This window comes from Mycobacterium sp. UM_CSW (genome assembly GCF_000455205.1).
Taxonomy (GTDB): Bacteria; Actinomycetota; Actinomycetes; order Mycobacteriales; family Mycobacteriaceae; genus Mycobacterium.
This window is the reverse complement of the sequence record NZ_AUWQ01000010.1, coordinates 1-25,947: the sequence shown is the minus strand read 5'-3', so window position 1 is coordinate 25,947 and position 25,947 is coordinate 1. Positions and strand designations below refer to the sequence as shown.

Genomic DNA, 25,947 nt, shown 5'->3' with positions numbered 1-25,947 from the left:
GATGCAGGTGATTTCGGCGGGCTCGACCGAGCTGTTCGTGGGGCCGCCGGACGCGCCGCTGCAGCTCGCGCGCATCGGCGTCGCGGGCTGCGCCGAGCCGACACCGATCCGCATCGACGGCGACGGCCTGAGCGGGGAGGCCATCGCCCGGCCCGGGAGCGACGTCGTCGAGGTCCCGGTCGCGGTCGAACGCCCGGTCGTCGGCGAGCGCCGAGCCGCGCGGGCGCACGCCGGGCGCGTCAGCAGGCCATTCGAGTTCGACATCGCCGAACCCGGCTGGACCATGTTCATGGTCAGTCACTTTCACTACGACCCGGTCTGGTGGAACACCCAGGGCGCCTACACCAGCGAATGGGCCGAAGACCCACCGGGGCGGCAGGCCAACGGCTTCGCGCTGGTCCGAGCGCACCTCGAGATGGCCCGCCGCGAGCCCGAGTACAAGTTCGTGCTGGCCGAGGTGGACTACCTCAAGCCGTACTGGGACACCCACCCCGAGGACCGCGCCGACCTGCGCCGGTTCATCGCGCAGGGGCGCGTCGAGGTGATGGGCGGCACCTACAACGAACCCAACACCAACCTCACCAGCCCGGAGACGACGATTCGTAACCTGGTGCACGGCATGGGTTTTCAGCGCGGTGTCCTCGGCGCCGACCCGGCCACCGCGTGGCAGCTCGACGTGTTCGGCCACGACCCGCAATTCCCCGGGCTGGCCGCCGACGCCGGCCTGACGTCCAGTTCGTGGGCGCGCGGACCGCACCACCAATGGGGCCCGGGCGGCGACGTCGAAGCCATGCAGTTCGGCAGCGAGTTCGAGTGGATCGCGCCGTCGGGCCGCGGGCTGCTCACCCACTACATGCCCGCGCACTACGGGGCGGGCTGGGGGATGGACGAGTCGGCCTCGCTCGCCGAGGCCGAGGGCGCCACGCTCGCGCTGTTCCATCGGCTCAAGAAGGTCGCCCTGACGCGCAACGTGCTGCTTCCCGTCGGGACCGACTACACGCCGCCCAACAAGTGGGTCACCGCGATCCATCGCGACTGGGCGGCCCGCTACACCTGGCCGCGGTTCGTGTGCGCGATCCCGCGGGACTTCTTCGCGGCGGTGCGCGCCGAACTCGCGCAGCGCGGTTGCGAGCCGTCGCCGCAAACCCGGGACATGAACCCGATCTACACCGGCAAGGACGTGTCCTACATCGACACCAAACAGGCCAACCGGGCCGCCGAGAACGCCGTGCTTGCCGCCGAGCGCTTCGCCGTGTTCGCCGCGCTGCTGACCGGCGCCGAGTACCCGCAGGCCGCGCTGGCCAAGGCGTGGGTGCAGCTGGCCTACGGCGCGCACCACGACGCCATCACCGGTTCGGAGTCCGACCAGGTCTACCTCGACCTGCTGACCGGCTGGCGCGACGCGTGGGAGCTGGGCCGCGCCGCCCGGGACAACTCGCTGGCGCTGCTGTCGGCCCTAGTGGACGGTCGGGCCGGGGGCGATGTGGTTGTGTGGAACCCATTGGCGCACAAGCGGACCGACATCGTCACCGCCCGGCTCGGCGCGCCGCTCAGCGCCGGGGTGCGCGTGCTCGATCCCGACGGCACCGAGCTGCCGGCGCACGTGGAGGACGACGGGCGGTCGGTCACCTGGTTGGCGCGCGACGTGCCGTCGCTGGGCTGGCGGGCCTATCGACTGGTGCCGGCGGGCGAAGCCGCCGGCTGGGAACCGATGCCCGGCGACGAAATCGGCAACGAGCACTCCCGGCTTCGGGCCGACCCGGCGCGCGGCGGGGGGATCGTGTCACTGGTTTCCGGCGACCGGGAACTGATCGCGGCGGGCCGCCTCGGCAACGAGCTGGACCTCTACGAGGAATACCCGTCGCATCCCAGGCAGGGGGAGGGTCCTTGGCACCTGCTGCCCAAGGGGCCGGTGGTGTGCTCCTCGGAGTCGCCGGCGCGGGTGCGGGCCTACCGGGGCCCGCTCGGTCAGCGCCTGGTGGTGCACGGCCGCATCGGCGATCAGCTGCGCTACACGCAAACCCTGACGCTGTGGAACGGGCTGGCGCGGCTCGACTGCCGCACGGCCATCGACGAATTCACCGGCGAGGACCGCTTGTTGCGGCTGCGCTGGCCGTGCCCGGTGCCGGGCGCCATGCCGGTCAGCGAGGTGGGCGACGCCGTCGTCGGGCGGGGCTTCGCGCTGCTGCATGACGGGGCGCGCTCGGTGGACACCGCGCGACACCTGTGGACGCTGGACAACCCGGCCTACGGCTGGTTCGGCCTGTCCTCGGCGGTCCGGATTCGGGTCGGCGCCGATATTCGTGCGGTGTCGGTGGCCGAGGTGGTGTCGCCGGCGGAGGCGGTGTCCGGGCCGCTGGCGCGCGAGCTGATGGTCGCGCTGGTGCGCGCCGGCGTCACGGCCACCTGCAGCGGCGCCGACAAGCCGCGCTACGGCTGCCTCGACGTCGACTCGAACCTGCCCGACGTCCGGATCGCGCTGGGCGGGCCGGACCGCAACGCGTTTGCCAAAGCCGTTCTGGTGCAAGCGAACCCGGAATACTCGGCCGAACTCGAGCGCCAGCTGGCGGAGACGGGGCGGGCCAGGGTCTGGGTGCCGGCCGCCACGCCGTTGGCCGCGGCCTGGGTGCCCGGCGCGGACCTGCGCGCGCCCCGCGCGCTGCCGGTCCTGGTGGTCGACGCGGCTGACGAGGACGGCTTGGCCGCCGCGATTGCGTCGCTGGTCGACGACCTCGAGGATGCCGAGATCGCGGTCAACCAGCGGCTGCCGTCGGGCCTGGAACCCTTCGAATCCCGTACCGTCGCACTGCTCAACCGCGGGGTGCCCAGCTTCGCCGTCGAGACCGACGGGACGCTGCACACCGCGCTGATGCGGTCCTGCACCGGCTGGCCGTCGGGCACCTGGATCGACGATCCGCGCCGCACCGCGCCCGACGGCTCGAACTTCCAGCTCCAGCACTGGACCCACGTCTTCGACTACGCGCTGGCCTGCGGCGACGGCGACTGGCGCGAGGCCGAGATCCCGGCGCGCAGTGCGGAATTCGGCCATCCGCTGCTCGCAGTCGTCCCCGGCGAAGGGAAGGGTGTGCTGCCGTCGACCGGGTCGCTGCTGAGCGTCGAGCCCGCCGGCTCGGTCCAGCTGGCCGCCCTCAAGGCGGCCGGCAACCCGCTGGCCGCAGGCAGTGACCGGCCCGTCGATCCGAGCGCGGTGGCCCTGAGGTTGGTGCAGACGACCGGGCAGCGCACCCGCGTCACCCTCGGCTCCGAGGTGGCCGCGGTGCGCGGGCTCGCCTACGCCGACCTGCTGGAGGAGCGGCACCGACGCGCGGAACCGGTCGACCTGCACGGCTATCAGGTGGCCACCGTGCTGGCCCGCCTCGAAACGCAAAGCGCAGCAACTGGTTTCGAGCGGTTGGCGCCGGAAGCCGAGGCCGCCCAGCCGCTTTACGCGCGCTACTGGCTGCACAACCGCGGACCCGCGCCGCTTGGTGGGCTGCCGGCCGTCGCACACCTGCACCCGCAGCGCGTGACCGCCGAACCGGGCGGCGAGGTGGCGTTGCGGCTCACGGTGGCCGGCGACTGCACCGACGCCACGCTGGACGGCGAGGCGACGGTGCTGTGCCCGGACGGCTGGTCGGCCACTCCGGCGGAACTGCCGTTCACGCTGCACGCGGGCGACCACCGCGAGGCCGACGTGGCGGTGCGGATCCCGGCGCGCGCGCAGCCCGGGCTCTACCCGCTGCGCGCCCGGCTGTGCCTGACCGGGGACGTCCCGGCGGCGTGGCGACAGGAGGTCGAGGACGTGTGCGTGGTGCAGGTCGGCGCGCACGCCGACGTCGATGGGCGCGAGCTGGTGTACCTGGTCGACGGGCCGCGCGACGTCGAGCTCGCGGCGGGCAAGACCGCCCGGCTGACCGTGACCGTCGGCACCCACGCCCGCGCCGCGCTGGCGCTGGAGGCGCACCTGATCAGCCCCTGGGGCACCTGGGAGTGGATGGGGCCCGCCGCGCTCGGCGCCGTGCTGCCCGCCCGCGGCACGGTCGAGCTCGGCTTCGAGCTGAGCCCGCCGCCGTGGCTGGATTCCGGCCAGTGGTGGGCGCTGGTCCGGGTGGGCTGCGCGGGCCGGCTGGTGTACTCGCCGGCGGTGCGGGTGACGGTGACATGAGCGCCGGTTCGGTGGCGACCGTGGCCGGCGACCCGGTGCCCGTCGACGAGGTCGACGCGGCCGAGGCACAGCTGCGCCGCGGGCGTGGGGCGGCCGCGCTGCCGGCGAGGGGCACCTCGGAGGGCAGGCAGCTGCGGCGCTGGCTCACCCAACTGATCGTGACCGAGCGGGTGGTCGCCGCCGAGGCCGCCGCCCGCGGCCTTACCGCCGCCGGCGCGCCCGCCGAGGCCGAGCTGCTGCCCGACGCGACCGCGCGGCTGGAGATCGGCAGCGTGGCCGCCGCCGCGCTGGCAGACCCGTTGGCGCGCGCGCTGTTCGCCGACGTCACCGCCGCGATCGGGGTCGGCGACGACGAGGTGGCCGACTACCACGCCCGCAACCCGCTGCGCTTCGCCGCGCCACTCCCCGGACCCCACGGCTGGCGGGCCCCCGCGCAGGCCGCGCCGCCGCTGGCGGAGGTGCGCGCGGCGATCGCCGAGAACCTGCGGGGCGCCGCGCGCCGGCGCGCCTTCCGGGTGTGGCTGGACGCGCGACGGGCCGAGCTCGTCCGCCTCGCCCCCGGCTACGAGCACCCGGGCGACCCACGCCAACCCGACAACACCCACCGCCACTGATGGCCGCCCTCACGCTCTGCCTCGACATCGGCGGCACCAAGATCGCCGCCGGCCTGATCGATCCGGGCGGCGCGCTGGTACACACCGCCATCCGGCCCACCCCGCCCGGCGGCTCCGCGGAGGAGGTGTGGGCCGAGGTCGCGGCGATCGTCGCCGACACGCTGCGCGTCGCCGACGGCGCCGTCACCGCGGTGGGCATCGCCTCGGCGGGCCCCATCGACCTGCCCGCCGGAACCGTCAGCCCGGTCAACATCCGGGCCTGGCGCGGCTTCCCGCTGCGCGACCGCGTCGCGGCCGAGGTCCCCGGCGTGCCCGTGCGCCTCGGTGGGGACGGCGTGTGCATGGCGCTCGGTGAGCACTGGCTCGGGGCGGGCCGCGACGCCCGCTTCATGCTCGGCATGGTGGTGTCCACCGGCGTGGGCGGGGGACTGGTGCTCGACGGCGTTCCGTACACCGGGCGCACCGGCAACGCCGGCCACGTCGGTCACGTGGTGGTCGAGGATGACGGCCAACCGTGCGCGTGCGGCGGGCGCGGCTGCGTCGAGACCGTCGCGTCCGGACCGTGGATGGTGCGCTGGGCGCGGGAAAACGGGTGGGCCGCGCCGCCCGGCGCCGGCGCCCGGGACCTGGCCGCCGCGGCGGCGGCCGGGGACCCGGTGGCGCAGCGGGCGTTTCGCCGGGGCACCACCGCGCTCGCGGCGATGATCGCGTCCGTGGGAGCCGTCTGCGACCTCGACCTCGTCGTCATCGGTGGCGGTGTGGCCAAGTCCGGGGACCTGCTCTTCGGCCCGCTGCGGGCGGCGCTGGCCGAGTACGCCGGGCTGCAGTTCCTGGCCGGCCTGCGGGTGGTGCCCGCGGCGCTGGGCGGCGAGGCCGGCCTGATCGGCGCGGCCAGGCTGGCCGGGCTCGCGTAGCCGTTTTGGCTGACCGCGGGGCGTCGGGCTATCCTGGTGGCCGATCCACCGAAGACCGTCGGTCACCGAGCAATCGGTTGAAGGTCCGGGAACATCCCGGCGGCCCGCGCAGGAGGACGAGGCAGTACACCGGCGCACGCCGGTGCATATTCACGCCCCGGCCGCTTCCTGCGCCGGGGCGTACTTCGTTTCGAGGCGTTCGCCGGTGAATCACCGACAACTTTGACCTCAGGAGGCATGCATGGCCAGGGCTGACAAGGCCACCGCCGTTGCAGACATCGCGGAGCAGTTCAAGGACTCGACGGCCACCCTGATCACCGAGTACCGCGGTTTGACAGTGGCCAACCTGGCCGAGCTGCGCCGCTCGCTGGCGGGATCGGCCACCTACACGGTGGCCAAGAACACGCTGATCAAGCGGGCCGCCGCCGACGCCGGCATCGAGGGCCTCGACGAGCTGTTCGCCGGCCCGACGGCCATCGCGTTCGTCAGCGGCGAGCCGGTCGACGCCGCCAAGGCGATCAAGACCTTCGCCAAGGAGAACAAGGCGCTGGTCATCAAGGGCGGCTACATGGATGGCCACCCGCTGAGCGTCTCCGAAGTCGAGCGCATCGCGGACCTGGAGTCCCGCGAGGTGCTGCTGGCCAAGCTGGCCGGCGCGATGAAGGGCAACCTGGCCAAGGCGGCCGGCCTGTTCGCCGCCCCGGCCTCCCAGATGGCCCGGCTGCTGGCCGCCCTGCAGGAGAAGAAGCCCGCCGAAGCCGCTGCGCCGGAGCCTGCCGCAGCGGCTGCGGAGGAACCCGCGGAACCCGAGGCACCCGCGGCGCCCGCCGAGGAAACCCCCGAAGCATCGGCCGAAGCCGAATAACAACCAACCCGCAACTTAGGAAAACAAGGAAGGACCCACACCATGGCCAAAATCTCTAGCGACGACCTGCTCGACGCGTTCAAGGAAATGACCCTGCTGGAGCTCTCGGACTTCGTGAAGAAGTTCGAGGAGACCTTCGAGGTCACCGCCGCCGCCCCGGTCGCCGTCGCCGCCGCCGGTGGTCCGGCCGCGGGTGGCGCGCCCGCCGAGGCCGCCGAGGAGCAGTCGGAGTTCGACGTCATCCTCGAGGCCGCCGGTGACAAGAAGATCGGCGTCATCAAGGTGGTCCGCGAGATCGTCTCCGGCCTGGGCCTCAAGGAGGCCAAGGACCTCGTCGACGGCGCGCCCAAGCCGCTGCTCGAGAAGGTGGCCAAGGAGGCCGCCGACGAGGCCAAGGCCAAGCTCGAGGCCGCCGGCGCCACCGTCACCGTCAAGTAGTTCTGCGTCGCGACAACCCCCGGGACTGCGGTCCCGGGGGTTTCGTGCGCTCAGCCCGCGCCGAACGTCGCGCGGAACGACTGCCGAATCCGTTCGGGCGAATCTCCCAGCGCGACAAGAAGATTGGTGAACAGCGCGCCGAGCACCGGCCGCACCGCCGTGCCGTCGTCGCCGTAGAACCCGGCGAGTTCGAGCAACACGAAACCGTGCATCAGTGCCCAGAACTGGGCCGCTATGGCGACCACCGACTCGTCGTCGGCGCCGCCAACGTTGATCCGGCCCGTCAGCCCCGACCGGCGGACCGCACGCACCAAATGCGAGAAGCTCGGGATGTCCCGCTCGATCTCGGCAACCGTCAGTTTCAGGACGTTGCCCGCCGGAGCATTGATGCCATGGGCGCTGGTGGTGCCGAACATCAGCCGGTACATGTGGGGGCGGTCGATCGCGTAGCCGCGATAGGCCCTGCCGATGGCCACCAGGTCCGCCACCGGGTCGTCGGTCTCGGGCACCGCCAGCGCGGCGTCGAACTGGCGCAGGCTCTCCTCGGCGACCGCGGCAATCAGCCCGCGCATCCCGCCGAAATGGGTGTAGACCGCCATCGTCGAGGTCCCCGCTGCACCGGCCACCCTGCGGGTCTGCAGCGCGTCGGGCCCGTTTTCGTCGAGCAGTCTGACGGCGGCGTCGAGCAACTCGTCGCGGACGCCGCGTACGGCGGGCTCAAGCTCTGAAGTCATTGTTGCCATCTTCTCATCGGGCGCGTACGGTCACAATAACGCTGAAATAACAATGTTATAGGAGCTCAGCAATGACGACGACCGAAACCGTCACGTCCGCGAATCCCTACCTCGAGGGCGTTTTGGCGCCGGTGGGCGCCGAGGTGACCGCGACCGACCTGGAGGTCACCGGGCACATCCCGGAGCACCTCGACGGGCGCTACCTGCGCAACGGGCCGAACCCGGCCGAAGAGGTCGACCCGGCCACCTATCACTGGTTCAGTGGCGACGGCATGGTGCACGGGGTCGCGCTGCGCGACGGCAAGGCCCAGTGGTACCGCAACCGCTGGGTGCGCAGCCTCTCGGTGTGCGCCACCCTCGGCGAGCCGGCGCCGGACCGCCTCAACCCGCGGGCGGGCATGCTGTCCTTCGGCGCCAACACCAACGTGCTGACACACGCCGGCCGCACCCTGGCGCTGGTCGAGGGCGGCGCCGCCAACTACGAGCTGACCGACGAGCTCGACACCATCGGAACCTGCGACTTCGACGGCACCCTGGAGGGCGGGTACGCCGCCCATCCGCACCGCGATCCGCACACCGGCGAATTGCACGCCGTGTCTTACTCTTTCGCGCGCGGGCGCACCGTGCAGTACTCGGTGATCGACAACCGCGGGCGGGCCCGCCGCACGGTCGACATCGAGGTGTCCGGGTCGCCGATGATGCACGACTTCTCGCTGACCGACAAATACGTCGTGCTCTATGACCTGCCGGTGACGTTCGACCCGGTGCAGGTGCTGCCCGCGAACGTCCCGCGCTGGCTGGGCGTGCCGGCCCGGCTGGCGCTGCAGTCGCTGATCGGGCGGGTCCGGGTGCCGGGCCCGATCACCGCGATGATGAACCGCAACCCGAAGCACGACGACCGGATGCCGTACGCCTGGAACCCCAACTACCCGGCGCGCATCGGCGTCATGCCCCGCGAGGGCACCAACTCCGACGTCCTTTGGTTCGACATCGAACCCTGCTACGTCTACCACCCGCTCAACGCCTACTCCGAAATGCACGACGGCGCAGAGGTTTTGGTGCTCGACGTGGTGCGCTACGCGCGGATGTTCGACCGCGACCGGCGCGGCCCCGGCGACACCGCGCCCAGGCTGGACCGCTGGACAATCAACCTGGCGACCGGCGCGGTGGCCACCGAATGCCGCGACGACCGGCCCCAGGAATTCCCGAGGATCAACGAGACTCTGCTGGGCGGGCGGCACCGCTACGGCTACACCGTCGGCGCGTCCTTCCAGGGCGCAGAGGCACCGCTGTACAAGCACGACTACGTCACGGGGTCGGCCACGGTGGCCCCACTCGATCCCGAGCTTTTGCTCGGCGAGATGTCATTCGTGCCGAACCCCGCGGCGGCCACGGAGGACGACGGCATCCTGATGGGCTACGGCTACCACCGCGGCCGCGACGAAGGGCAGCTGGTGCTGCTGGATGCGCAGACCCTCGAATCGGTGGCTACCGTGCACCTGCCGCAGCGGGTCCCGATGGGCTTCCACGGCAACTGGGCGCCCTCCGGCTAACACTCGCGTCGAATAGGGGCGAGGAGCCGAGTCTCAGGTCGGGCAATTTTTGTCAGCGGTCCGATCCAAGCCTGATGCGGGGTGCCTGACGTGCGCTACAGTGACTGATGCCACACAAAAGGGCAGGTGGCGGGCACGAGCGTCGACGGAAGGATTCCCCATGGGCGTCGCAATTGAGGTGAGGGGACTCACGAAGTCGTTCGGTCCCTCGAGGATTTGGGAAGACGTGACGCTGGATATCCCCGCCGGGGAGGTCAGCGTCTTGCTCGGGCCGTCGGGTACCGGCAAATCGGTGTTCCTGAAGTCGCTGATCGGTCTGCTGCGCCCGGAGCGCGGCTCGATCATGATCGACGGCACCGACATCCTCGAGTGCTCGGCCAAGGAGCTCTACGAGATTCGCACGCTGTTCGGCGTCATGTTCCAGGACGGCGCGCTGTTCGGTTCGATGAACCTGTTCGACAACGCGGCGTTCCCGTTGCGCGAGCACACAAAGAAGAAGGAAAGCGAGATCCGTGACATCGTCATGGAGAAGCTGACCCTGGTGGGCCTCGGCGGGGATGAGAAGAAGTTCCCCGGTGAGATCTCCGGTGGTATGCGCAAGCGCGCCAGCCTGGCCCGGGCGCTGGTGATGGACCCGCAGATCATCCTGTGTGACGAGCCCGACTCCGGTCTGGACCCGGTTCGTACCGCGTATTTGAGCCAGCTGATCCTCGACATCAACGCCCAGATCGACGCCACCGTCCTGATCGTGACGCACAACATCAACATCGCCCGCACGGTGCCGGACAACATGGGCATGCTGTTCCGTCGCAAGCTGGTCATGTTCGGGCCGCGGGAGGTGCTGCTGACCAGCGACGAGCCCGTCGTGCGCCAGTTCCTCAACGGCCGGCGCATCGGGCCGATCGGCATGTCCGAGGAGAAGGACGAGGCCACCATGGCCGAGGAGCAGGCCCTGCTGGATGCCGGCCACCACGCCGGCGGCGTCGAGGAGATCGAGGGGGTGCCGCCGCAGATCACCGCGACGCCGGGCATGCCGGAGCGCAAGGCCGTCGCGCGGCGCCAGGCCCGGGTGCGCGAGATCCTGCACACTCTGCCCAAGAATGCCCAGGCGGCGATTCTCGACGACCTCGAAGGCACCCACCGGTTCAAGGCCAACGAGTTCGGCGGGTCGTAAAAATTTCCGAATATCGCGATAACACGGTGCAACTTGCCGCCCCGCCCTCTTGACGACCGGGCCTAAACGGGTCAGTCTGTTGGGCAGCATGTACCCACGGGAAGTCGAGATCGCGAGCCAGCGCCGATGTCCCTGGGTTGATTGTTGTGGGTAGTTGAGGAATGCGCGGTCCTGCGCTATTGTTGGACGTTGCGCTGGCTACCTCCTGCCCACCTCACCCGCCACTGACACTGTGGTCTTAGCCTGAGCCCCCTCCCGCGGCTTAGCTATTTAGTTGCGCGCGTGAGATCCGGGCAGATCGTTCGCCAGCCGTACCGACAAATTGATGCGGCGAACGCAGCCGGTTTCCCCGGGGCCGTGAGTCGCACGAGGTGCTGGAAGGACGCATCTTGGCAGATTCCCGCCAGAGCAAGAGTCGCCACCAGAGTTCCAAAGACTCAAATTCCACCAATGGCTCCGTGCCCGGAGCACCCAACCGAGTTTCCTTCGCCAAGCTCCGCGAACCGCTTGAGGTTCCGGGGCTCCTCGACGTGCAGACGGACTCCTTTGAGTGGCTGATCGGGTCGCCGCGCTGGCGCGAGAGCGCAATGGCCCGCGCGGGAAGCACGGCAGGGGCCAACCCGGTGGGCGGCCTCGAAGAGGTCCTCTACGAGCTCTCGCCGATCGAGGACTTCTCGGGCTCGATGTCGCTGTCTTTCTCCGATCCCCGCTTTGACGAGGTCAAGGCGCCGGTCGACGAGTGCAAAGACAAGGACATGACCTACGCGGCCCCGCTGTTCGTCACGGCCGAGTTCATCAACAACAACACCGGCGAGATCAAGAGCCAGACGGTGTTCATGGGCGACTTCCCGATGATGACCGAGAAGGGCACCTTCATCATCAACGGGACCGAGCGCGTCGTCGTCAGCCAGCTGGTGCGCTCGCCCGGCGTCTACTTCGACGAGACGATCGACAAGTCCACCGAGAAGACGCTGCACAGCGTCAAGGTGATCCCCAGCCGCGGGGCCTGGCTCGAGTTCGACGTCGACAAGCGCGACACCGTCGGCGTGCGCATCGACCGCAAGCGCCGCCAGCCGGTCACCGTGCTGCTCAAGGCGCTGGGCTGGACCACCGAGCGGATCACCGAGCGGTTCGGCTTCTCCGAGATCATGATGTCGACGCTGGAGAAGGACAACACCGCCGGCACCGACGAGGCGCTGCTGGACATCTACCGCAAGCTGCGTCCGGGCGAGCCGCCGACCAAGGAGTCCGCGCAGACCCTGCTGGAGAACCTGTTCTTCAAGGAGAAGCGCTACGACCTGGCCCGAGTGGGCCGCTACAAGGTCAACAAGAAGCTCGGCCTGAACACCGAGAACCCGATCACGACGACCACGCTGACCGAAGAGGACGTCGTCGCGACCATCGAGTACCTGGTTCGCCTGCACGAGGGGCAGTCGGTGATGACCGTCCCCGGCGGCGTCGAGGTGCCGGTGGAGACCGACGACATCGACCACTTCGGCAACCGCCGGCTGCGCACGGTCGGCGAGCTGATCCAGAACCAGATCCGGGTCGGCATGTCCCGGATGGAGCGCGTCGTCCGCGAGCGGATGACCACCCAGGACGTCGAGGCCATCACGCCGCAGACGCTGATCAACATCCGGCCGGTGGTCGCCGCGATCAAGGAGTTCTTCGGCACCAGCCAGCTGTCGCAGTTCATGGACCAGAACAACCCGCTGTCGGGTCTGACCCACAAGCGCCGCCTGTCGGCGCTGGGCCCCGGCGGTCTGTCCCGTGAGCGCGCCGGCCTGGAGGTCCGTGACGTGCACCCGTCGCACTACGGCCGCATGTGCCCGATCGAGACCCCGGAGGGTCCGAACATCGGTCTGATCGGCTCGCTTTCGGTGTACGCGCGGGTCAACCCGTTCGGGTTCATCGAGACGCCGTACCGCAAGGTGGTCGACGGCGTGGTCACGGACGAGATCGTGTACCTGACCGCCGACGAGGAGGACCGCCACGTGGTGGCGCAGGCCAACTCGCCGATCGACGGAAGCGGCCGGTTCGTCGAGCCGCGCGTCCTGGTCCGCCGCAAGGCGGGCGAGGTCGAGTACGTGCCGTCGTCCGAGGTCGACTACATGGACGTGTCGCCGCGCCAGATGGTGTCGGTGGCCACCGCCATGATCCCGTTCCTCGAGCACGACGACGCCAACCGCGCCCTGATGGGTGCCAACATGCAGCGCCAGGCGGTTCCGCTGGTGCGCAGCGAGGCGCCGCTGGTGGGCACCGGCATGGAGTTGCGTGCCGCGATCGACGCCGGCGACGTCGTCGTCGCGGAGAAGGCCGGGGTGATCGAGGAGGTCTCCGCGGACTACATCACCGTGATGGCCGACGACGGCACCCGGCACACCTACCGGATGCGCAAGTTCGCCCGTTCCAACCACGGCACCTGCGCCAACCAGTCGCCGATCGTCGACGCGGGCGACCGCGTCGAGGCCGGCCAGGTGATCGCCGACGGCCCCTGCACCGAGAACGGTGAGATGGCGCTGGGCAAGAACCTGCTGGTGGCGATCATGCCGTGGGAGGGCCACAACTACGAGGACGCGATCATCCTCTCCAACCGCCTGGTCGAAGAGGACGTGCTGACCTCGATCCACATCGAGGAGCACGAGATCGATGCCCGCGACACCAAGCTGGGCGCCGAGGAGATCACCCGGGACATCCCCAATGTCTCCGACGAGGTCCTCGCCGACCTGGACGAGCGCGGCATCGTGCGGATCGGGGCCGAGGTTCGCGACGGCGACATCCTGGTCGGCAAGGTCACCCCGAAGGGTGAGACCGAGCTGACCCCGGAGGAGCGGCTGCTGCGGGCGATCTTCGGTGAGAAGGCCCGCGAGGTCCGCGACACCTCGCTGAAGGTGCCGCACGGCGAGTCCGGCAAGGTCATCGGCATCCGGGTGTTCTCCCGCGAGGACGACGACGAGTTGCCGGCCGGGGTTAACGAGCTGGTCCGCGTGTACGTGGCCCAGAAGCGCAAGATCTCCGACGGCGACAAGCTCGCCGGCCGGCACGGCAACAAGGGCGTGATCGGCAAGATCCTGCCGGTCGAGGACATGCCGTTCCTCCCGGACGGCACCCCGGTGGACATCATCCTGAACACGCACGGTGTGCCGCGACGGATGAACATCGGCCAGATCCTGGAAACGCACCTCGGCTGGTGCGCGCACAGCGGCTGGAAGGTCGACACCGGCAAGGGCGTTCCCGACTGGGCCGCCAACCTGCCGGAGGACTTGTTGCACGCCGAGCCGAACGCCATCGTGTCCACGCCGGTGTTCGACGGCGCGCAGGAGGCCGAGCTGCAGGGGCTGCTGTCGGCCACGCTGCCCAACCGCGACGGTGAGGTGCTGGTCAACGGCGACGGCAAGGCGGTGCTGTTCGACGGCCGCAGCGGCGAGCCGTTCCCGTACCCGGTGACCGTCGGCTTCATGTACATCATGAAGCTGCACCACCTGGTGGACGACAAGATCCACGCCCGCTCCACCGGCCCGTACTCGATGATCACCCAGCAGCCGCTGGGCGGTAAGGCGCAGTTCGGTGGCCAGCGGTTCGGTGAGATGGAGTGCTGGGCCATGCAGGCCTACGGCGCGGCGTACACGCTGCAGGAGCTGTTGACCATCAAGTCCGACGACACCGTCGGCCGGGTCAAGGTCTACGAGGCGATCGTCAAGGGCGAGAACATTCCCGAGCCGGGCATCCCCGAGTCGTTCAAGGTGCTGCTCAAGGAGCTGCAGTCGCTGTGCCTCAACGTCGAGGTGCTCTCGTCCGACGGCGCGGCCATCGAGCTGCGCGAGGGCGAGGACGAGGACCTTGAGCGGGCCGCCGCCAACCTGGGAATCAACCTGTCCCGCAACGAATCCGCGTCCGTCGAAGATCTGGCTTAGCGGACCTGGCAGTTATTAGTTTTGGTATCTAAACCCGCAAGGGGAAAGGGAGTTACGTGCTCGACGTCAACTTCTTCGATGAACTCCGTATCGGCCTGGCCACCGCGGAGGACATCAGGCAATGGTCTTACGGCGAGGTCAAGAAGCCGGAGACGATCAACTACCGCACGCTGAAGCCGGAGAAGGACGGCCTGTTCTGCGAGAAGATCTTCGGACCGACTCGGGACTGGGAGTGCTACTGCGGCAAGTACAAGCGCGTCCGCTTCAAGGGCATCATCTGTGAGCGCTGCGGCGTCGAGGTGACCCGCGCCAAGGTGCGCCGCGAGCGGATGGGCCACATCGAGCTGGCGGCGCCCGTCACGCACATCTGGTACTTCAAGGGTGTGCCGTCGCGCCTGGGCTACCTGCTCGACCTGGCGCCCAAGGACCTCGAGAAGATCATCTACTTCGCCGCGTACGTGATCACGTCCGTCGACGACGAGATGCGCCACAACGAGCTGTCCACGCTCGAGGCCGAAATGATGGTCGAGCGCAAGGGAGTTGAGGACCAGCGCGACGCCGAACTCGAGGCGCGTGCGCAAAAGCTCGAGGCGGACCTGGCCGAGCTGGAGGCCGAGGGCGCCAAGGCCGACGCGCGACGCAAGGTTCGCGACGGCGGCGAGCGCGAGATGCGCCAGATCCGCGACCGCGCCCAGCGCGAGCTGGACCGGCTGGAGGACATCTGGAACACCTTCACCAAGCTGGCCCCCAAGCAGCTGATCGTCGACGAGAACCTCTACCGCGAGCTCGTCGACCGCTACGGCGAGTACTTCACCGGTGCGATGGGCGCGGAGTCGATCCAGAAGCTGATCGAGAACTTCGACATCGACGCCGAGGCCGACTCGCTGCGTGACGTCATCCGTAACGGCAAGGGGCAGAAGAAACTTCGCGCCCTGAAGCGCCTCAAGGTGGTCGCCGCCTTCCAGCAGTCGGGCAACTCGCCGATGGGCATGGTGCTCGACGCGGTGCCGGTGATCCCGCCGGAGCTGCGCCCCATGGTCCAGCTCGACGGTGGCCGGTTCGCCACCAGCGACCTGAACGACCTGTACCGCCGCGTGATCAACCGCAACAACCGCCTCAAGAGGCTGATCGACCTCGGCGCGCCCGAGATCATCGTCAACAACGAGAAGCGGATGCTGCAGGAGTCCGTGGACGCACTGTTCGACAACGGCCGTCGCGGCCGCCCGGTCACCGGGCCGGGCAACCGTCCGCTGAAGTCGCTGTCGGATCTGCTGAAGGGCAAGCAGGGCCGGTTCCGCCAGAACCTGCTCGGTAAGCGTGTCGACTACTCCGGCCGTTCGGTCATCGTGGTCGGCCCGCAGCTCAAGCTGCACCAGTGCGGCCTGCCCAAGCTGATGGCGCTGGAGCTGTTCAAGCCCTTCGTGATGAAGCGGCTCGTCGACCTCAACCACGCGCAGAACATCAAGAGCGCCAAGCGGATGGTCGAGCGCCAGCGTCCCCAGGTGTGGGACGTGCTCGAAGAGGTCATCGCCGAGCACCCGGTGCTGCTGAACCGCGCCCCCACCCTGCACCGGCTGGGCATCCAGGCCTTCGAGCCGATGCTGGTGGAGGGCAAGGCGATTCAGCTGCACCCGCTGGTGTGTGAGGCGTTCAACGCCGACTTCGACGGTGACCAGATGGCGGTGCACCTGCCTTTGAGCGCCGAGGCGCAGGCCGAGGCCCGCATCCTGATGCTGTCGTCGAACAACATCCTGTCGCCGGCGTCCGGCCGCCCGTTGGCCATGCCCCGACTGGACATGGTGACCGGGCTGTACTACCTGACCACCGAGGTCGACGGCGACACCGGCGAATACTCACCGGCCGCCAAGGACCAGCCGGAGGTCGGGGTGTACTCCTCGCCCGCCGAGGCGATCATGGCGTCGGACCGCGGTGTGCTGTCGGTGCGGGCCAAGATCAAGGTGCGGCTGACCCAGCTGCGCCCGCCCGCCGAGATCGAGGCGGAGCTGTTCCCCAATGGCTGGCAGCCGGGCGACTCCTGGATGGCCGAGACCACGCTGGGCCGGGTGCTGTTCAACGAGCTGCTGCCGGTGGCCTACCCGTTCGTGAACAAGCAGATGCACAAGAAGGTGCAGGCCGCGATCATCAACGACCTGGCCGAGCGCTACCCGATGATCGTGGTCGCGCAGACCGTGGACAAGCTCAAGGACGCCGGGTTCTACTGGGCGACCCGCAGCGGTGTCACGGTCTCGATGGCCGACGTGCTGGTGCCGCCGCGCAAGAAGGAGATCCTCGACCAGTACGAGGAGCGCGCCGACAAGGTCGAAAAGCAGTTCCAGCGTGGCGCTTTGAACCACGACGAGCGCAACGAGGCGCTGGTGGAGATCTGGAAGGAAGCCACCGACGAGGTCGGTCAGGCGCTGCGCGAGCACTACCCGGCCGACAACCCGATCATCACGATCGTCGACTCGGGTGCCACGGGTAACTTCACCCAGACCCGAACGCTGGCCGGCATGAAGGGCCTGGTGACCAACCCGAAGGGTGAGTTCATCCCGCGTCCGGTCAAGTCCTCGTTCCGTGAGGGCCTGACGGTGCTGGAGTACTTCATCAACACCCACGGCGCTCGAAAGGGCTTGGCGGACACCGCGTTGCGTACCGCCGACTCCGGGTACCTGACCCGTCGTCTGGTGGACGTGAGCCAGGACGTCATCGTCCGCGAGCACGACTGCGAGACCGAGCGCGGCATCGTCGTCGAGCTGGCCGAGCGTCAGCCCGACGGCACGCTGATCCGCGACCCGTACATCGAAACCTCGGCGTACGCGCGGACTTTGGGCACCGACGCGGTTGACGAGAAGGGCAACGTCGTCGTCGCGCGTGGCGAGGACCTGGGTGACCCGGAGATCGACGCGCTGCTGGCGGCCGGCATCACGCAGGTCAAGGTGCGCTCGGTGCTCACCTGCACCACCGGCACCGGCGTCTGCGCGACGTGCTACGGACGCTCGATGGCCACCGGCAAGCTGGTCGACATCGGCGAGGCCGTCGGCATCGTCGCGGCGCAGTCCATCGGCGAGCCCGGCACCCAGCTGACGATGCGGACCTTCCACCAGGGTGGTGTCGGTGAGGACATCACCGGCGGTCTGCCCCGGGTTCAGGAGCTGTTCGAGGCCCGCGTGCCGCGCGGCAAGGCGCCGATCGCCGACGTCACCGGCCGGGTTCGCCTCGAGGACGGTGAGCGGTTCTACAAGATCACCATCGTTCCCGACGACGGCGGCGAGGAGGTCGTCTACGACAAGCTCTCCAAGCGGCAGCGACTGCGTGTGTACAAGCACGAGGACGGGTCCGAGGGAGTGCTGTCCGACGGCGACCACGTCGAGGTGGGCCAGCAGCTGATGGAGGGCTCGGCCGACCCGCACGAGGTGCTGCGCGTGCAGGGCCCGCGCGAGGTGCAGATCCACCTGGTCCGCGAGGTCCAGGAGGTCTACCGCGCCCAGGGTGTGTCGATCCACGACAAGCACATCGAGGTGATCGTTCGCCAGATGCTGCGCCGCGTCACCATCATCGACTCGGGCTCGACAGAGTTCCTGCCCGGCTCGCTGATTGACCGCGCGGAGTTCGAGGCGGAGAACCGCCGGGTGGTGGCCGAGGGCGGCGAGCCCGCCGCCGGCCGTCCGGTGCTGATGGGTATCACGAAGGCGTCGTTGGCCACCGACTCGTGGCTGAGTGCGGCGTCGTTCCAGGAGACCACGCGAGTGCTGACCGATGCGGCGATCAACTGCCGCAGCGACAAGCTCAACGGTCTGAAGGAAAACGTGATCATCGGCAAGCTGATCCCGGCCGGTACCGGCATCAACCGCTACCGCAACATCCAGGTGCAGCCCACCGAGGAGGCCCGCGCCGCGGCGTACACGATCCCGTCCTACGAGGATCACTACTACAGCCCGGACTTCGGCCAGGCCACCGGAGCCGCGGTTCCGCTGGACGACTACGGGTACTCCGACTACCGCTAGTCCACACAGAAAAAGCCCCGGGTTTCGGCCCGGGGCTTTTTCGTACCCGCCGAGTGTCACGCCAGCGTGGCTCTGGCGTCCCAATGTCACGCTGGCGTGACGCTCGCGTCGGCCGCGCTTACTACACTGGCCCTCGTGCTCATCGGTTCGCACGTCCACTCCGACGACCCCCTGGCCGCCGCGCAGGCCGACGGCGCCGACGCGGTGCAGTTCTTCCTCGGCAACCCGCAGAGCTGGAAGAAGCCCAAGCCGCGTGACGACGCCGAGGCGCTGAAGGCGTCGACCATCCCGCTGTACGTCCACGCGCCGTACCTCATCAACGTGGCCTCGGCCAACAACCGCATCCGCATCCCGTCGCGCAAGATCCTGCAGGACACCTGCGACGCGGCGGCGGAGATCGGCGCGACGGCGGTGATCGTGCACGGCGGTCACGCCGACGACGACGACATGGAGGCCGGGTTCGAGCGCTGGGTCAAGGCGCTGGACTACCTCCAATCCGATGTGCAGGTGTACCTGGAGAACACCGCGGGCGGCGACCACGCCATGGCCCGCTATTTCGACACCATCGGCAGGCTCTGGGATCACATCGGGGACAAGGGGATCGGCTTCTGCCTGGACACCTGCCACGCGTGGGCCGCGGGTGAGGAGCTGATCGACGCGGTCGACCGGATCAAGGCGCTGACGGGCCGCATCGACCTGGTGCACTGCAACGACTCGCGCGACGCCGCGGGCTCGGGCGCCGACCGGCACGCCAACTTCGGCACTGGTCAGATCGATCCCGACCTGCTGGTCGCGGTGGTCAAGGCCGCCGACGCGCCGGTGATCTGCGAGACCGCCGACGAGGGCCGCAAGGACGACATCGCGTTCCTGCGGGAAAACACCGGCGGCTGATCCGCGAGCCCATGCGCGGTCGGCTCACGGCGCTTCTCGGCGTGGTCCTGCTGGTCGCCGGTTGCGCGCCGTGGCGCGAGCTCCCGTCGGGCTTCGTCACCGGCACCAGCCTGCACCACCTCAACGTCGGCGGCCACGATCGCGACTATCGGCTCTACAAGCCCGCGGGAGCGCCCGCGTCGGCCGCGCTGGTGGTCGTCATGCACGGCTATTCCGGCAGCGCCGCGCAAGCCGAAAGGGGTTACGACTGGGACGGTTTGGCCGATTCGGCAAAATTCGTCGTCGCTTATCCGGATGGGCTCGACCGGGCCTGGAACGTCGACGGGGAGGGTTGCTGCGGCCGGCCGGGCCGGGAAGGCGTCGACGACGTCGCCTTCATCAGCGCGGTCGTCGCCGACATCGCCCGCAACGTCGGCATCGACCACGCCAAGGTCTACGCCACCGGCATGAGCAACGGCGCCATCATGTCGTTCACGCTGGCGTGCACCACGGACATCTTCGCGGCGATCGGCCCGGTTGCCGGCACCCAGCTGAACACGTGCCGCAGCCCGCGCCCGACATCGGTCGTCCACATTCACGGCACCGCCGATCGGCTCGTCCCGTACGCCGGCGGGCAGGGCTTCAGCGTCATCAACGGCCCGTCGGTGCCCGACGTCAACGCGTTCTGGCGCAACCTCGACCAATGCGGCGCCGCGACCGCGACCACCAGCGGCCCCGTCACCACCTCGGCGGCGTCGTGCGCGGACAACCGTGGCGTCGTCCTCGTCACCGTCGACCGCGGCGGCCACGAGTGGCCGCCGTTCGCGACCCAGACGCTTTGGCAATTCTTCGCGGCGCACCCACGCTGATCATTACAGCTCTTGTGCGACTGTCGGAAAAATGTAACATGAACCCATGCCTGATACCCATGTCGTGACCAACCAGGTTCCGCCCCTGGAGAACTACAACCCGGCCACGTCTGCCGTTCTTGTCGAGGCCTTGATCCGCGAGGGCGGGCAGTGGGGCGCCGAAGAGGTGAACGAGCTCGGGGCGCTCGCCGGCAGCCGCGAGGCGCAGCGGTGGGGCGAGCTCGCCGACCGCAACCGGCCGGTGCTGCACACCCACGACCAGTACGGGCACCGCATCGACGAGATCGAGTACGACCCGGCCTACCACGAGCTGATGCGCGCGGCGATCGGCCACGGCATCCACGCGGCGCCCTGGGCGGACGCGCGCCCCGGCGCGCACGTGGTGCGCGCCGCCAAGATGTCGGTCTGGAACGTCGAGCCCGGACACACCTGCCCCGTCTCGATGACGTACGCCGTCGTCCCGGCCCTGCGCTACAACCCCGAACTGGCGGCCGTCTACGAGCCGTTGCTGACCAGTCGCGAGTACGACCCCGAGCTGAAACTGGCCACCACGAAGGCCGGCATCACCGCGGGCATGTCGATGACCGAGAAGCAGGGCGGCTCCGACGTGCGCGCGGGCACCACCCAGGCGACCCCGAACGGTGACGGCAGCTACAGCCTGACCGGCCACAAGTGGTTCACCTCGGCGCCCATGTGCGACATCTTCCTGGTGCTGGCGCAGGCGCCGGGCGGGTTGTCCTGCTTCCTGCTGCCGCGCATCCTCCCGGACGGCACCCGCAACCGGATGTTCCTGCAGCGGCTCAAGGACAAGCTCGGCAACCATGCCAACGCCTCCAGCGAGGTGGAGTACGACGGCGCCGTCGCGTGGCTGGTGGGTGAAGAGGGCCGCGGCGTCCCCACCATCATCGAGATGGTCAACCTCACCCGGCTGGACTGCACGCTCGGCTCTGCCACCAGCATGCGCACCGGCCTGACCCGCGCCATCCATCACGCCCAGCACCGAAAGGCGTTCGGCGCCTACCTGATCGACCAGCCGTTGATGCGCAACGTGCTGGCCGACCTGGCCGTCGAGGCCGAGGCCGCCACGATCGTCGCGATGCGGATGGCCGGCGCCACCGACAACGCGATCCGGGGCGATGCGACCGAGGCCCTGCTGCGCCGGATCGGCCTGGCCGCCAGCAAGTACTGGGTCTGCAAGCGCGCCACCCCGCACGCCGCCGAGGCGCTGGAATGCCTGGGCGGCAACGGCTACGTCGAGGACTCCGGCATGCCGCGACTGTTCCGCGAGGCGCCGCTGATGGGCATCTGGGAGGGGTCGGGCAACGTCAGTGCGCTGGATACGTTGCGCGCCATGGCAACTCGCCCGGAGTGCGTCGAGGTGCTGTTCGGCGAGCTGGGCAAAACCGCGGGTCAGGATCGCCGGCTGGACGGCCACGTCGAAAGGCTGCGTCAGCACCTGGCGGACCTGGACAACATCGCCTACCGCGCCCGCAAGGTCGCCGAGGACATCTGCCTGGCGCTGCAGGGCTCGCTGCTGGTGCGCCACGGCCACCCCGCCGTCGCCGAGGCATTCCTGGCGACCCGGCTCGACGGCCGGTGGGGCGGCGCATTCGGCACGATGCCCACGGGCCTCGACCTCGCACCGATTCTCGAGCGTGCCCTCGTAAAGGGCTGAGCCACAACATGACTCGCGCCAGCGACGATGCAGAGCGTAGCGATGAGGAGGAGCGGCGCGCATGACTCACGCCATCAGGCCGGTCGACTTCGACAACCTGAAGACGATGACCTACGAGGTCACCGATCGGGTTGCGCGCATCACCTTCAACCGGCCGGAAAAGGGCAACGCGATCGTCGCGGACACCCCGCTCGAGCTCTCGGCGTTGGTGGAGCGCGCCGATCTCGACCCAAGCGTCCACGTCATCCTCGTGTCGGGGCGCGGCGAGGGCTTCTGCGCGGGCTTCGACCTGTCCGCCTACGCCGATCGCACCGGGTCGGCCGGGGGGACCGGCGCTTATCAGGGCACCGTGCTGGACGGGAAAACCCAAGGCATCAACCACCTGCCGAATCAGCCGTGGGACCCGATGATCGACTACCAGATGATGAGCCGCTTCGTGCGCGGGTTCTCCAGCCTGATGCACGCCGACAAGCCGACGGTGGTCAAGATTCACGGGTACTGCGTGGCCGGCGGCACCGACATCGCGCTGCACGCCGACCAGGTGATCGCCGCTGCCGATGCCAAGATCGGTTACCCGCCGACCCGGGTGTGGGGCGTCCCGGCGGCCGGTCTGTGGGCCCACCGGCTCGGCGACCAGCGCGCGAAACGCCTACTGCTCACCGGCGATTGCATCACCGGCGCGCAGGCCGCCGAGTGGGGCCTGGCGGTGGAGGCCCCGGCCCCCGAGGACCTCGACGAGCGGACCGAGCGGCTGGTCGAAAGGATCGCCGCCGTGCCGGTCAACCAGCTGATCATGGTCAAGCTCTCGCTCAATTCGGCTCTGCTGCAACAGGGAGTGGCCACCAGCAGGATGGTCAGCACGGTGTTCGACGGGGTCGCGCGGCACACCCCCGAGGGGCACGCCTTCGTGGCCGATGCGGTCGAGCACGGCTTCCGGGAGGCGGTCCGGCATCGCGACGAGCCCTTCGGCGACCACGGCCGGGAAGCGTCACAGGTGTAAGCCATGCCGGACATGACGGCCCGCTCGGTGGTGCTCAGCGTCCTGCTCGGCGCCCACCCCGCGTGCGCCACGGCCGGCGAATTGATCGGTCTCACTGCCGATTTCGGCATCAAGGAGACCGCGCTTCGGGTGGCGCTGACCCGCATGGTCGGCGCGGGCGACCTGATCCGGTCCGCCGACGGCTACCGGCTCTCGGATCGATTGCTGGCGCGCCAACGCCGGCAGGACGATGCCATGCGCCCCCAAACCCGGCCGTGGCGCGGGGACTGGCTGGTGCTGATCGTGACCAGCGTGGGCGGCGACGCCCGCACCCGGGCGGCGTTGCGAACCGCCATGCACGACAACCGCTTTGGCGAGCTCCGCGAAGGCGTCTGGCTGCGGCCCGACAACCTGGCCTCGGAGCTGGACCCGGATGTCGCGGCCCGGGTGCGGACGCTCCGGGCCCGCGACGACGCACCCGCCGAGCTGGCCGGCGAGCTGTGGGACCTGCCCGGGTGGGCCGAAACCGGCCATCGGCTGCTCGGTGAGATGGCGACCGCGTCGGACATTCCGGGCCGGTTCCTCGCGGCCGCGGCGATCGTGCGCCACCTGCTCACCGATCCGATGTTGCCGGCCGAACTGCTGCCCGCCGATTGGCCCGGCGAGCGGCTGCGCGACGCTTACCACGACTTCGCCACCGAGCTGGCGCAGCGACGCAACCTACCCCGACTAGTGGAGGCAAAATGAGCGACCCGGTGCGTATCGAGCGAAACGGTCCGGTGACCACGGTCATCCTCGATCGGCCGGCGGCGCGCAACGCCGTCAACGGCCCCACCGCGGCGGCGCTCTTCGCCGCGTTCGAGGAGTTCGAGCGCGATGACGCCGCATCGGTGGCGGTGCTGTGGGGCGACGGCGGAACCTTTTGCGCCGGAGCCGATTTGAAGTCCTTCGGCACGCCCGACGCCAACGCCGTGCACCGCACCGGCCCCGGGCCGATGGGGCCGACGCGGATGGTGCTGTCCAAGCCGGTCATCGCCGCGGTGAGCGGCTACGCCGTCGCCGGCGGCCTGGAGCTGGCCCTGTGGTGCGACCTGCGGGTCGCCGAGGAGGACGCCGTGTTCGGCGTGTTCTGCCGGCGCTGGGGAGTCCCGCTGATCGACGGCGGCACCGTGCGGCTGCCCCGGCTCATCGGGCAGAGCCGCGCCATGGACATGATCCTCACCGGCCGCGGCGTCCAGGCCGACGAGGCGCTGGCCATGGGGCTGGCCAACCGCGTCGTGCCCAAAGGCCAAGCGCGCCAAGCGGCCGAAGAACTGGCGGCAGAGCTCGCGGCCCTGCCGCAACAGTGCCTGCGGTCGGATCGGCTCTCGGCGCTGGCGCAGTGGGGCAGGCCGGAATCGGAGGCGATCGACTTCGAATTCGCCAGCATCGCGCGCGTCGCCGCGGAGGCGGCCGAAGGGGCCGGGAGGTTCGCCGCGGGGGCCGGGCGCCACGGCGCGGCGGCGAATTAGCCTGGCAGCCCTAGCCCTTGCTGATCGAGTTGCCCGAGCCGAGGTTGTCGACCTTCGGCTCGCCGTCCTTGTAGGTGACGGTGTTGTTCAACCCCACCACGCTGATGCGCGTGTCGACCTTGTCGATCGTGATCTTGTTGTTCGCACCGCCGATGGTCACCGTCACACAGGTGCCGGTGACGGTCAGCGTGTTGTTAGAGCCACCGACGTTGAGCGACTTGCCGTTCGCGCAATCAAGCGTGGCCGTGGTCCCCATCGACCCGTAGTTCAACGAGTTCCCGATCTCGACGGAGGCGGTCGTGCTCGCCCCACCCGAGCTCGTCGGCGCCGCGGCGCCGCTCGTCGTGGTGGCGGTGCTCTTCGTCGTGGTCGCGGTGGTGCCGCCGGGCGGATTGGCCGTCGAGCTGCAGCCCGCCAGCACTAAGGCCGCGAGGGCCAGCGCGGCCAGCCTGGACGAGCGGTCGGTGGTGTGGTCGCGCATGGATCCTCGATTCCGGAGTTGAAGGTGCCGTGCCTCAGCCCGGCACCTGCTGGAGCCGGTTGGTCATGCCCAGTTCGCGCCCGCGGTCCCACAGGATCGGCGAGCCGCCGTGGTAGAAGACGGTCTCGTCGTATCCGTACACGGTGATGTCGTGGGTGACCGAGTCCGCGATGACGGTGTTGCCCGACCCCATCACCGTGACGGCCCAGCAGTTTCCCTTGGCGTTGACGGTGTTCCCGGTGCCGTTGACGATCAGGGTGGCGTCGTTGCAGTCCAGCGTCTGGTCGACGCCCTGCCCGGTGACGTGGGTGTCGCCGTTCTTGGCGTCCGCGGCCGGCGCGGGGACGGCGACGATGACGGCGCAGGTGACCAGCGGCCCGGCGACGGTTGTCCAGTTCACTGCACGCCCCCTCTTAACACGGGTGAATCCGCTCGAATGAGCCTACGAGTTTCCCGGCCCCCGTCAACTAGAGTCATTAGTTAACCCCACCCGGGATCAATCGAAGGGCGATCGCATGGCAGCTCCGGAACCGCCGTCGGCGGCTGGGCGCCAGCGCGCCGGGAAGTCGGGGTCCCGCCCGGCCAAACTGAGCCGCGACGGCATCGTCGACGGCGCGCTGACCTTCCTGGACCGGGAGGGCTGGGACTCGCTGACCATCAACGCGCTGGCCACGCAGCTGGGCACCAAGGGGCCGTCGCTGTACAACCACGTGGACAGCCTGGAAGACCTGCGCCGGGCGGTCCGGATCCGGGTCATCGACGACATCATCACGATGCTGAACCGGGTCGGGGAGGGGCGCGCCCGCGACGACGCGGTGCTCGTCATGGCCGCCGCCTACCGCAGCTACGCCCATCACCACCCCGGTCGGTACTCGGCCTTCACCCGGATGCCGCTCGGCGGCGACGACCCCGAGTACGCGGCCGCCACCAGGGGCGCGGCCGCCCCGGTGATCGCCGTGCTGGCGTCCTACGGTCTGGACGGCGTCGAGGCGTTCCACGCCGCGCTGGAGTTCTGGTCCGCGATGCACGGCTTCGTGTTGCTGGAAATGACCGGCGTCATGGACGACATCGACACCGACGCCCTGTTCTCCGACATGGTGTTGCGGCTGGCTCGGGGTTTGGAGGGGCTGGAAAGGCGCTCCGCGCACCACCGGGCCGCACCGGACTGAGCCCCGATGGTGGCGACC

General features: G+C 69.5%; 19 protein-coding genes. 16 read left to right on the top strand and 3 right to left on the bottom strand.

Going from position 1 to position 25,947, the window contains the following annotated elements; translation table 11 throughout:
• Position 1 precedes the first annotated feature (1 nt).
• From N415_RS03755 to rplL, 5 genes are all read left to right on the top strand, one after another.
• The gene (locus N415_RS03755) at positions 2–4,165 is read left to right on the top strand and encodes an NEW3 domain-containing protein (protein ID WP_068177356.1); all 4,164 of its coding nucleotides are present in this window, start codon (positions 2–4) and stop codon (positions 4,163–4,165) included.
• Positions 4,162–4,779: a malonyl CoA-ACP transacylase gene (locus N415_RS03750; RefSeq protein ID WP_068177509.1), complete on the top strand. Its 618-nt coding sequence runs from the start codon at positions 4,162–4,164 to the stop codon at positions 4,777–4,779. The genes N415_RS03755 and N415_RS03750 overlap by 4 nt, the downstream gene beginning before the upstream one ends.
• Positions 4,779–5,693 (top strand): ROK family protein, encoded by a 915-nt coding sequence (locus N415_RS03745; protein ID WP_068177354.1) that lies wholly within the window; start codon positions 4,779–4,781, stop codon positions 5,691–5,693. Before N415_RS03750 ends, N415_RS03745 begins: the two co-directional genes overlap by 1 nt.
• A 241-nt stretch (positions 5,694–5,934) precedes the next feature.
• On the top strand, positions 5,935–6,558 hold the full coding sequence (gene rplJ, locus N415_RS03740) for a 50S ribosomal protein L10 (protein ID WP_068177352.1): 624 nt from the start codon (positions 5,935–5,937) through the stop codon (positions 6,556–6,558).
• A 42-nt stretch (positions 6,559–6,600) separates the two neighbouring features.
• Positions 6,601–6,996, top strand: coding sequence for a 50S ribosomal protein L7/L12 (gene rplL, locus N415_RS03735; protein WP_068133400.1), 396 nt, complete (start codon positions 6,601–6,603; stop codon positions 6,994–6,996).
• 50 nt (positions 6,997–7,046) lie between these two features.
• On the opposite strand, the gene N415_RS03730 is transcribed toward rplL, so the two are convergent.
• Positions 7,047–7,730: a TetR/AcrR family transcriptional regulator gene (locus N415_RS03730; protein WP_068177350.1), complete on the bottom strand. Its 684-nt coding sequence runs from the start codon at positions 7,728–7,730 to the stop codon at positions 7,047–7,049.
• A gap of 71 nt (positions 7,731–7,801) precedes the next feature.
• Here N415_RS03730 and N415_RS03725 point away from each other — a divergent pair, with 71 nt between their 5' ends.
• The 10 genes from N415_RS03725 to N415_RS03680 all read left to right on the top strand — a co-directional run bounded on the left by N415_RS03725 (position 7,802) and on the right by N415_RS03680 (position 24,279).
• Entirely contained in the window at positions 7,802–9,283 is a 1,482-nt protein-coding gene (locus N415_RS03725) for a carotenoid oxygenase family protein (RefSeq protein WP_068177348.1), read from the top strand.
• 160 nt (positions 9,284–9,443) lie between these two features.
• Positions 9,444–10,457 carry an ABC transporter ATP-binding protein gene (locus N415_RS03720; RefSeq protein ID WP_068104611.1) on the top strand — a complete coding sequence of 338 codons (1,014 nt, stop codon included), beginning with the start codon at positions 9,444–9,446 and terminating at the stop codon, positions 10,455–10,457.
• A 389-nt stretch (positions 10,458–10,846) separates the two neighbouring features.
• Positions 10,847–14,371, top strand: a complete 3,525-nt coding sequence (locus N415_RS03715) for a DNA-directed RNA polymerase subunit beta (RefSeq protein WP_152531231.1) — start codon at positions 10,847–10,849, stop codon at positions 14,369–14,371.
• Positions 14,372–14,427: 56 nt separating this feature from the next.
• Positions 14,428–18,375, top strand: a complete 3,948-nt coding sequence (locus N415_RS03710) for a DNA-directed RNA polymerase subunit beta' (protein ID WP_068177345.1) — start codon at positions 14,428–14,430, stop codon at positions 18,373–18,375.
• Between the two features lie 135 nt (positions 18,376–18,510).
• Positions 18,511–19,266, top strand: a complete 756-nt coding sequence (locus tag N415_RS03705; protein ID WP_068177343.1) for a deoxyribonuclease IV — start codon at positions 18,511–18,513, stop codon at positions 19,264–19,266.
• Positions 19,267–19,277: 11 nt separating this feature from the next.
• Complete coding sequence (locus N415_RS03700) at positions 19,278–20,114, top strand: PHB depolymerase family esterase (protein WP_068177341.1); 837 nt, start codon at positions 19,278–19,280, stop codon at positions 20,112–20,114.
• Positions 20,115–20,160: 46 nt separating this feature from the next.
• Positions 20,161–21,789 carry an acyl-CoA dehydrogenase family protein gene (locus N415_RS03695; RefSeq protein WP_068177339.1) on the top strand — a complete coding sequence of 543 codons (1,629 nt, stop codon included), beginning with the start codon at positions 20,161–20,163 and terminating at the stop codon, positions 21,787–21,789.
• Between the two features lie 61 nt (positions 21,790–21,850).
• Positions 21,851–22,789 (top strand): crotonase/enoyl-CoA hydratase family protein, encoded by a 939-nt coding sequence (locus N415_RS03690; protein ID WP_068177337.1) that lies wholly within the window; start codon positions 21,851–21,853, stop codon positions 22,787–22,789.
• A gap of 3 nt (positions 22,790–22,792) precedes the next feature.
• Positions 22,793–23,515, top strand: coding sequence for a PaaX family transcriptional regulator C-terminal domain-containing protein (locus N415_RS03685; protein WP_068177335.1), 723 nt, complete (start codon positions 22,793–22,795; stop codon positions 23,513–23,515).
• Positions 23,512–24,279: a crotonase/enoyl-CoA hydratase family protein gene (locus N415_RS03680; protein WP_068177334.1), complete on the top strand. Its 768-nt coding sequence runs from the start codon at positions 23,512–23,514 to the stop codon at positions 24,277–24,279. Before N415_RS03685 ends, N415_RS03680 begins: the two co-directional genes overlap by 4 nt.
• Positions 24,280–24,289: 10 nt before the next feature.
• Here the strand turns inward: N415_RS03680 and N415_RS03675 are convergent, their stop codons facing one another.
• Together N415_RS03675 and N415_RS03670 are read right to left on the bottom strand one after the other, a co-directional pair.
• Positions 24,290–24,760, bottom strand: a complete 471-nt coding sequence (locus N415_RS03675; protein ID WP_068177333.1) for a DUF3060 domain-containing protein — start codon at positions 24,758–24,760, stop codon at positions 24,290–24,292.
• A 34-nt stretch (positions 24,761–24,794) separates the two neighbouring features.
• A complete protein-coding gene (locus N415_RS03670; RefSeq protein WP_068177332.1) occupies positions 24,795–25,160 on the bottom strand; it encodes a DUF3060 domain-containing protein in 366 nt (121 codons plus the stop codon).
• Between the two features lie 115 nt (positions 25,161–25,275).
• Between N415_RS03670 and N415_RS03665 the strand changes: the two genes are divergently transcribed.
• Positions 25,276–25,929 (top strand): TetR/AcrR family transcriptional regulator, encoded by a 654-nt coding sequence (locus N415_RS03665; protein ID WP_068177331.1) that lies wholly within the window; start codon positions 25,276–25,278, stop codon positions 25,927–25,929.
• The last annotated feature ends 18 nt before the right edge of the window (positions 25,930–25,947 follow it).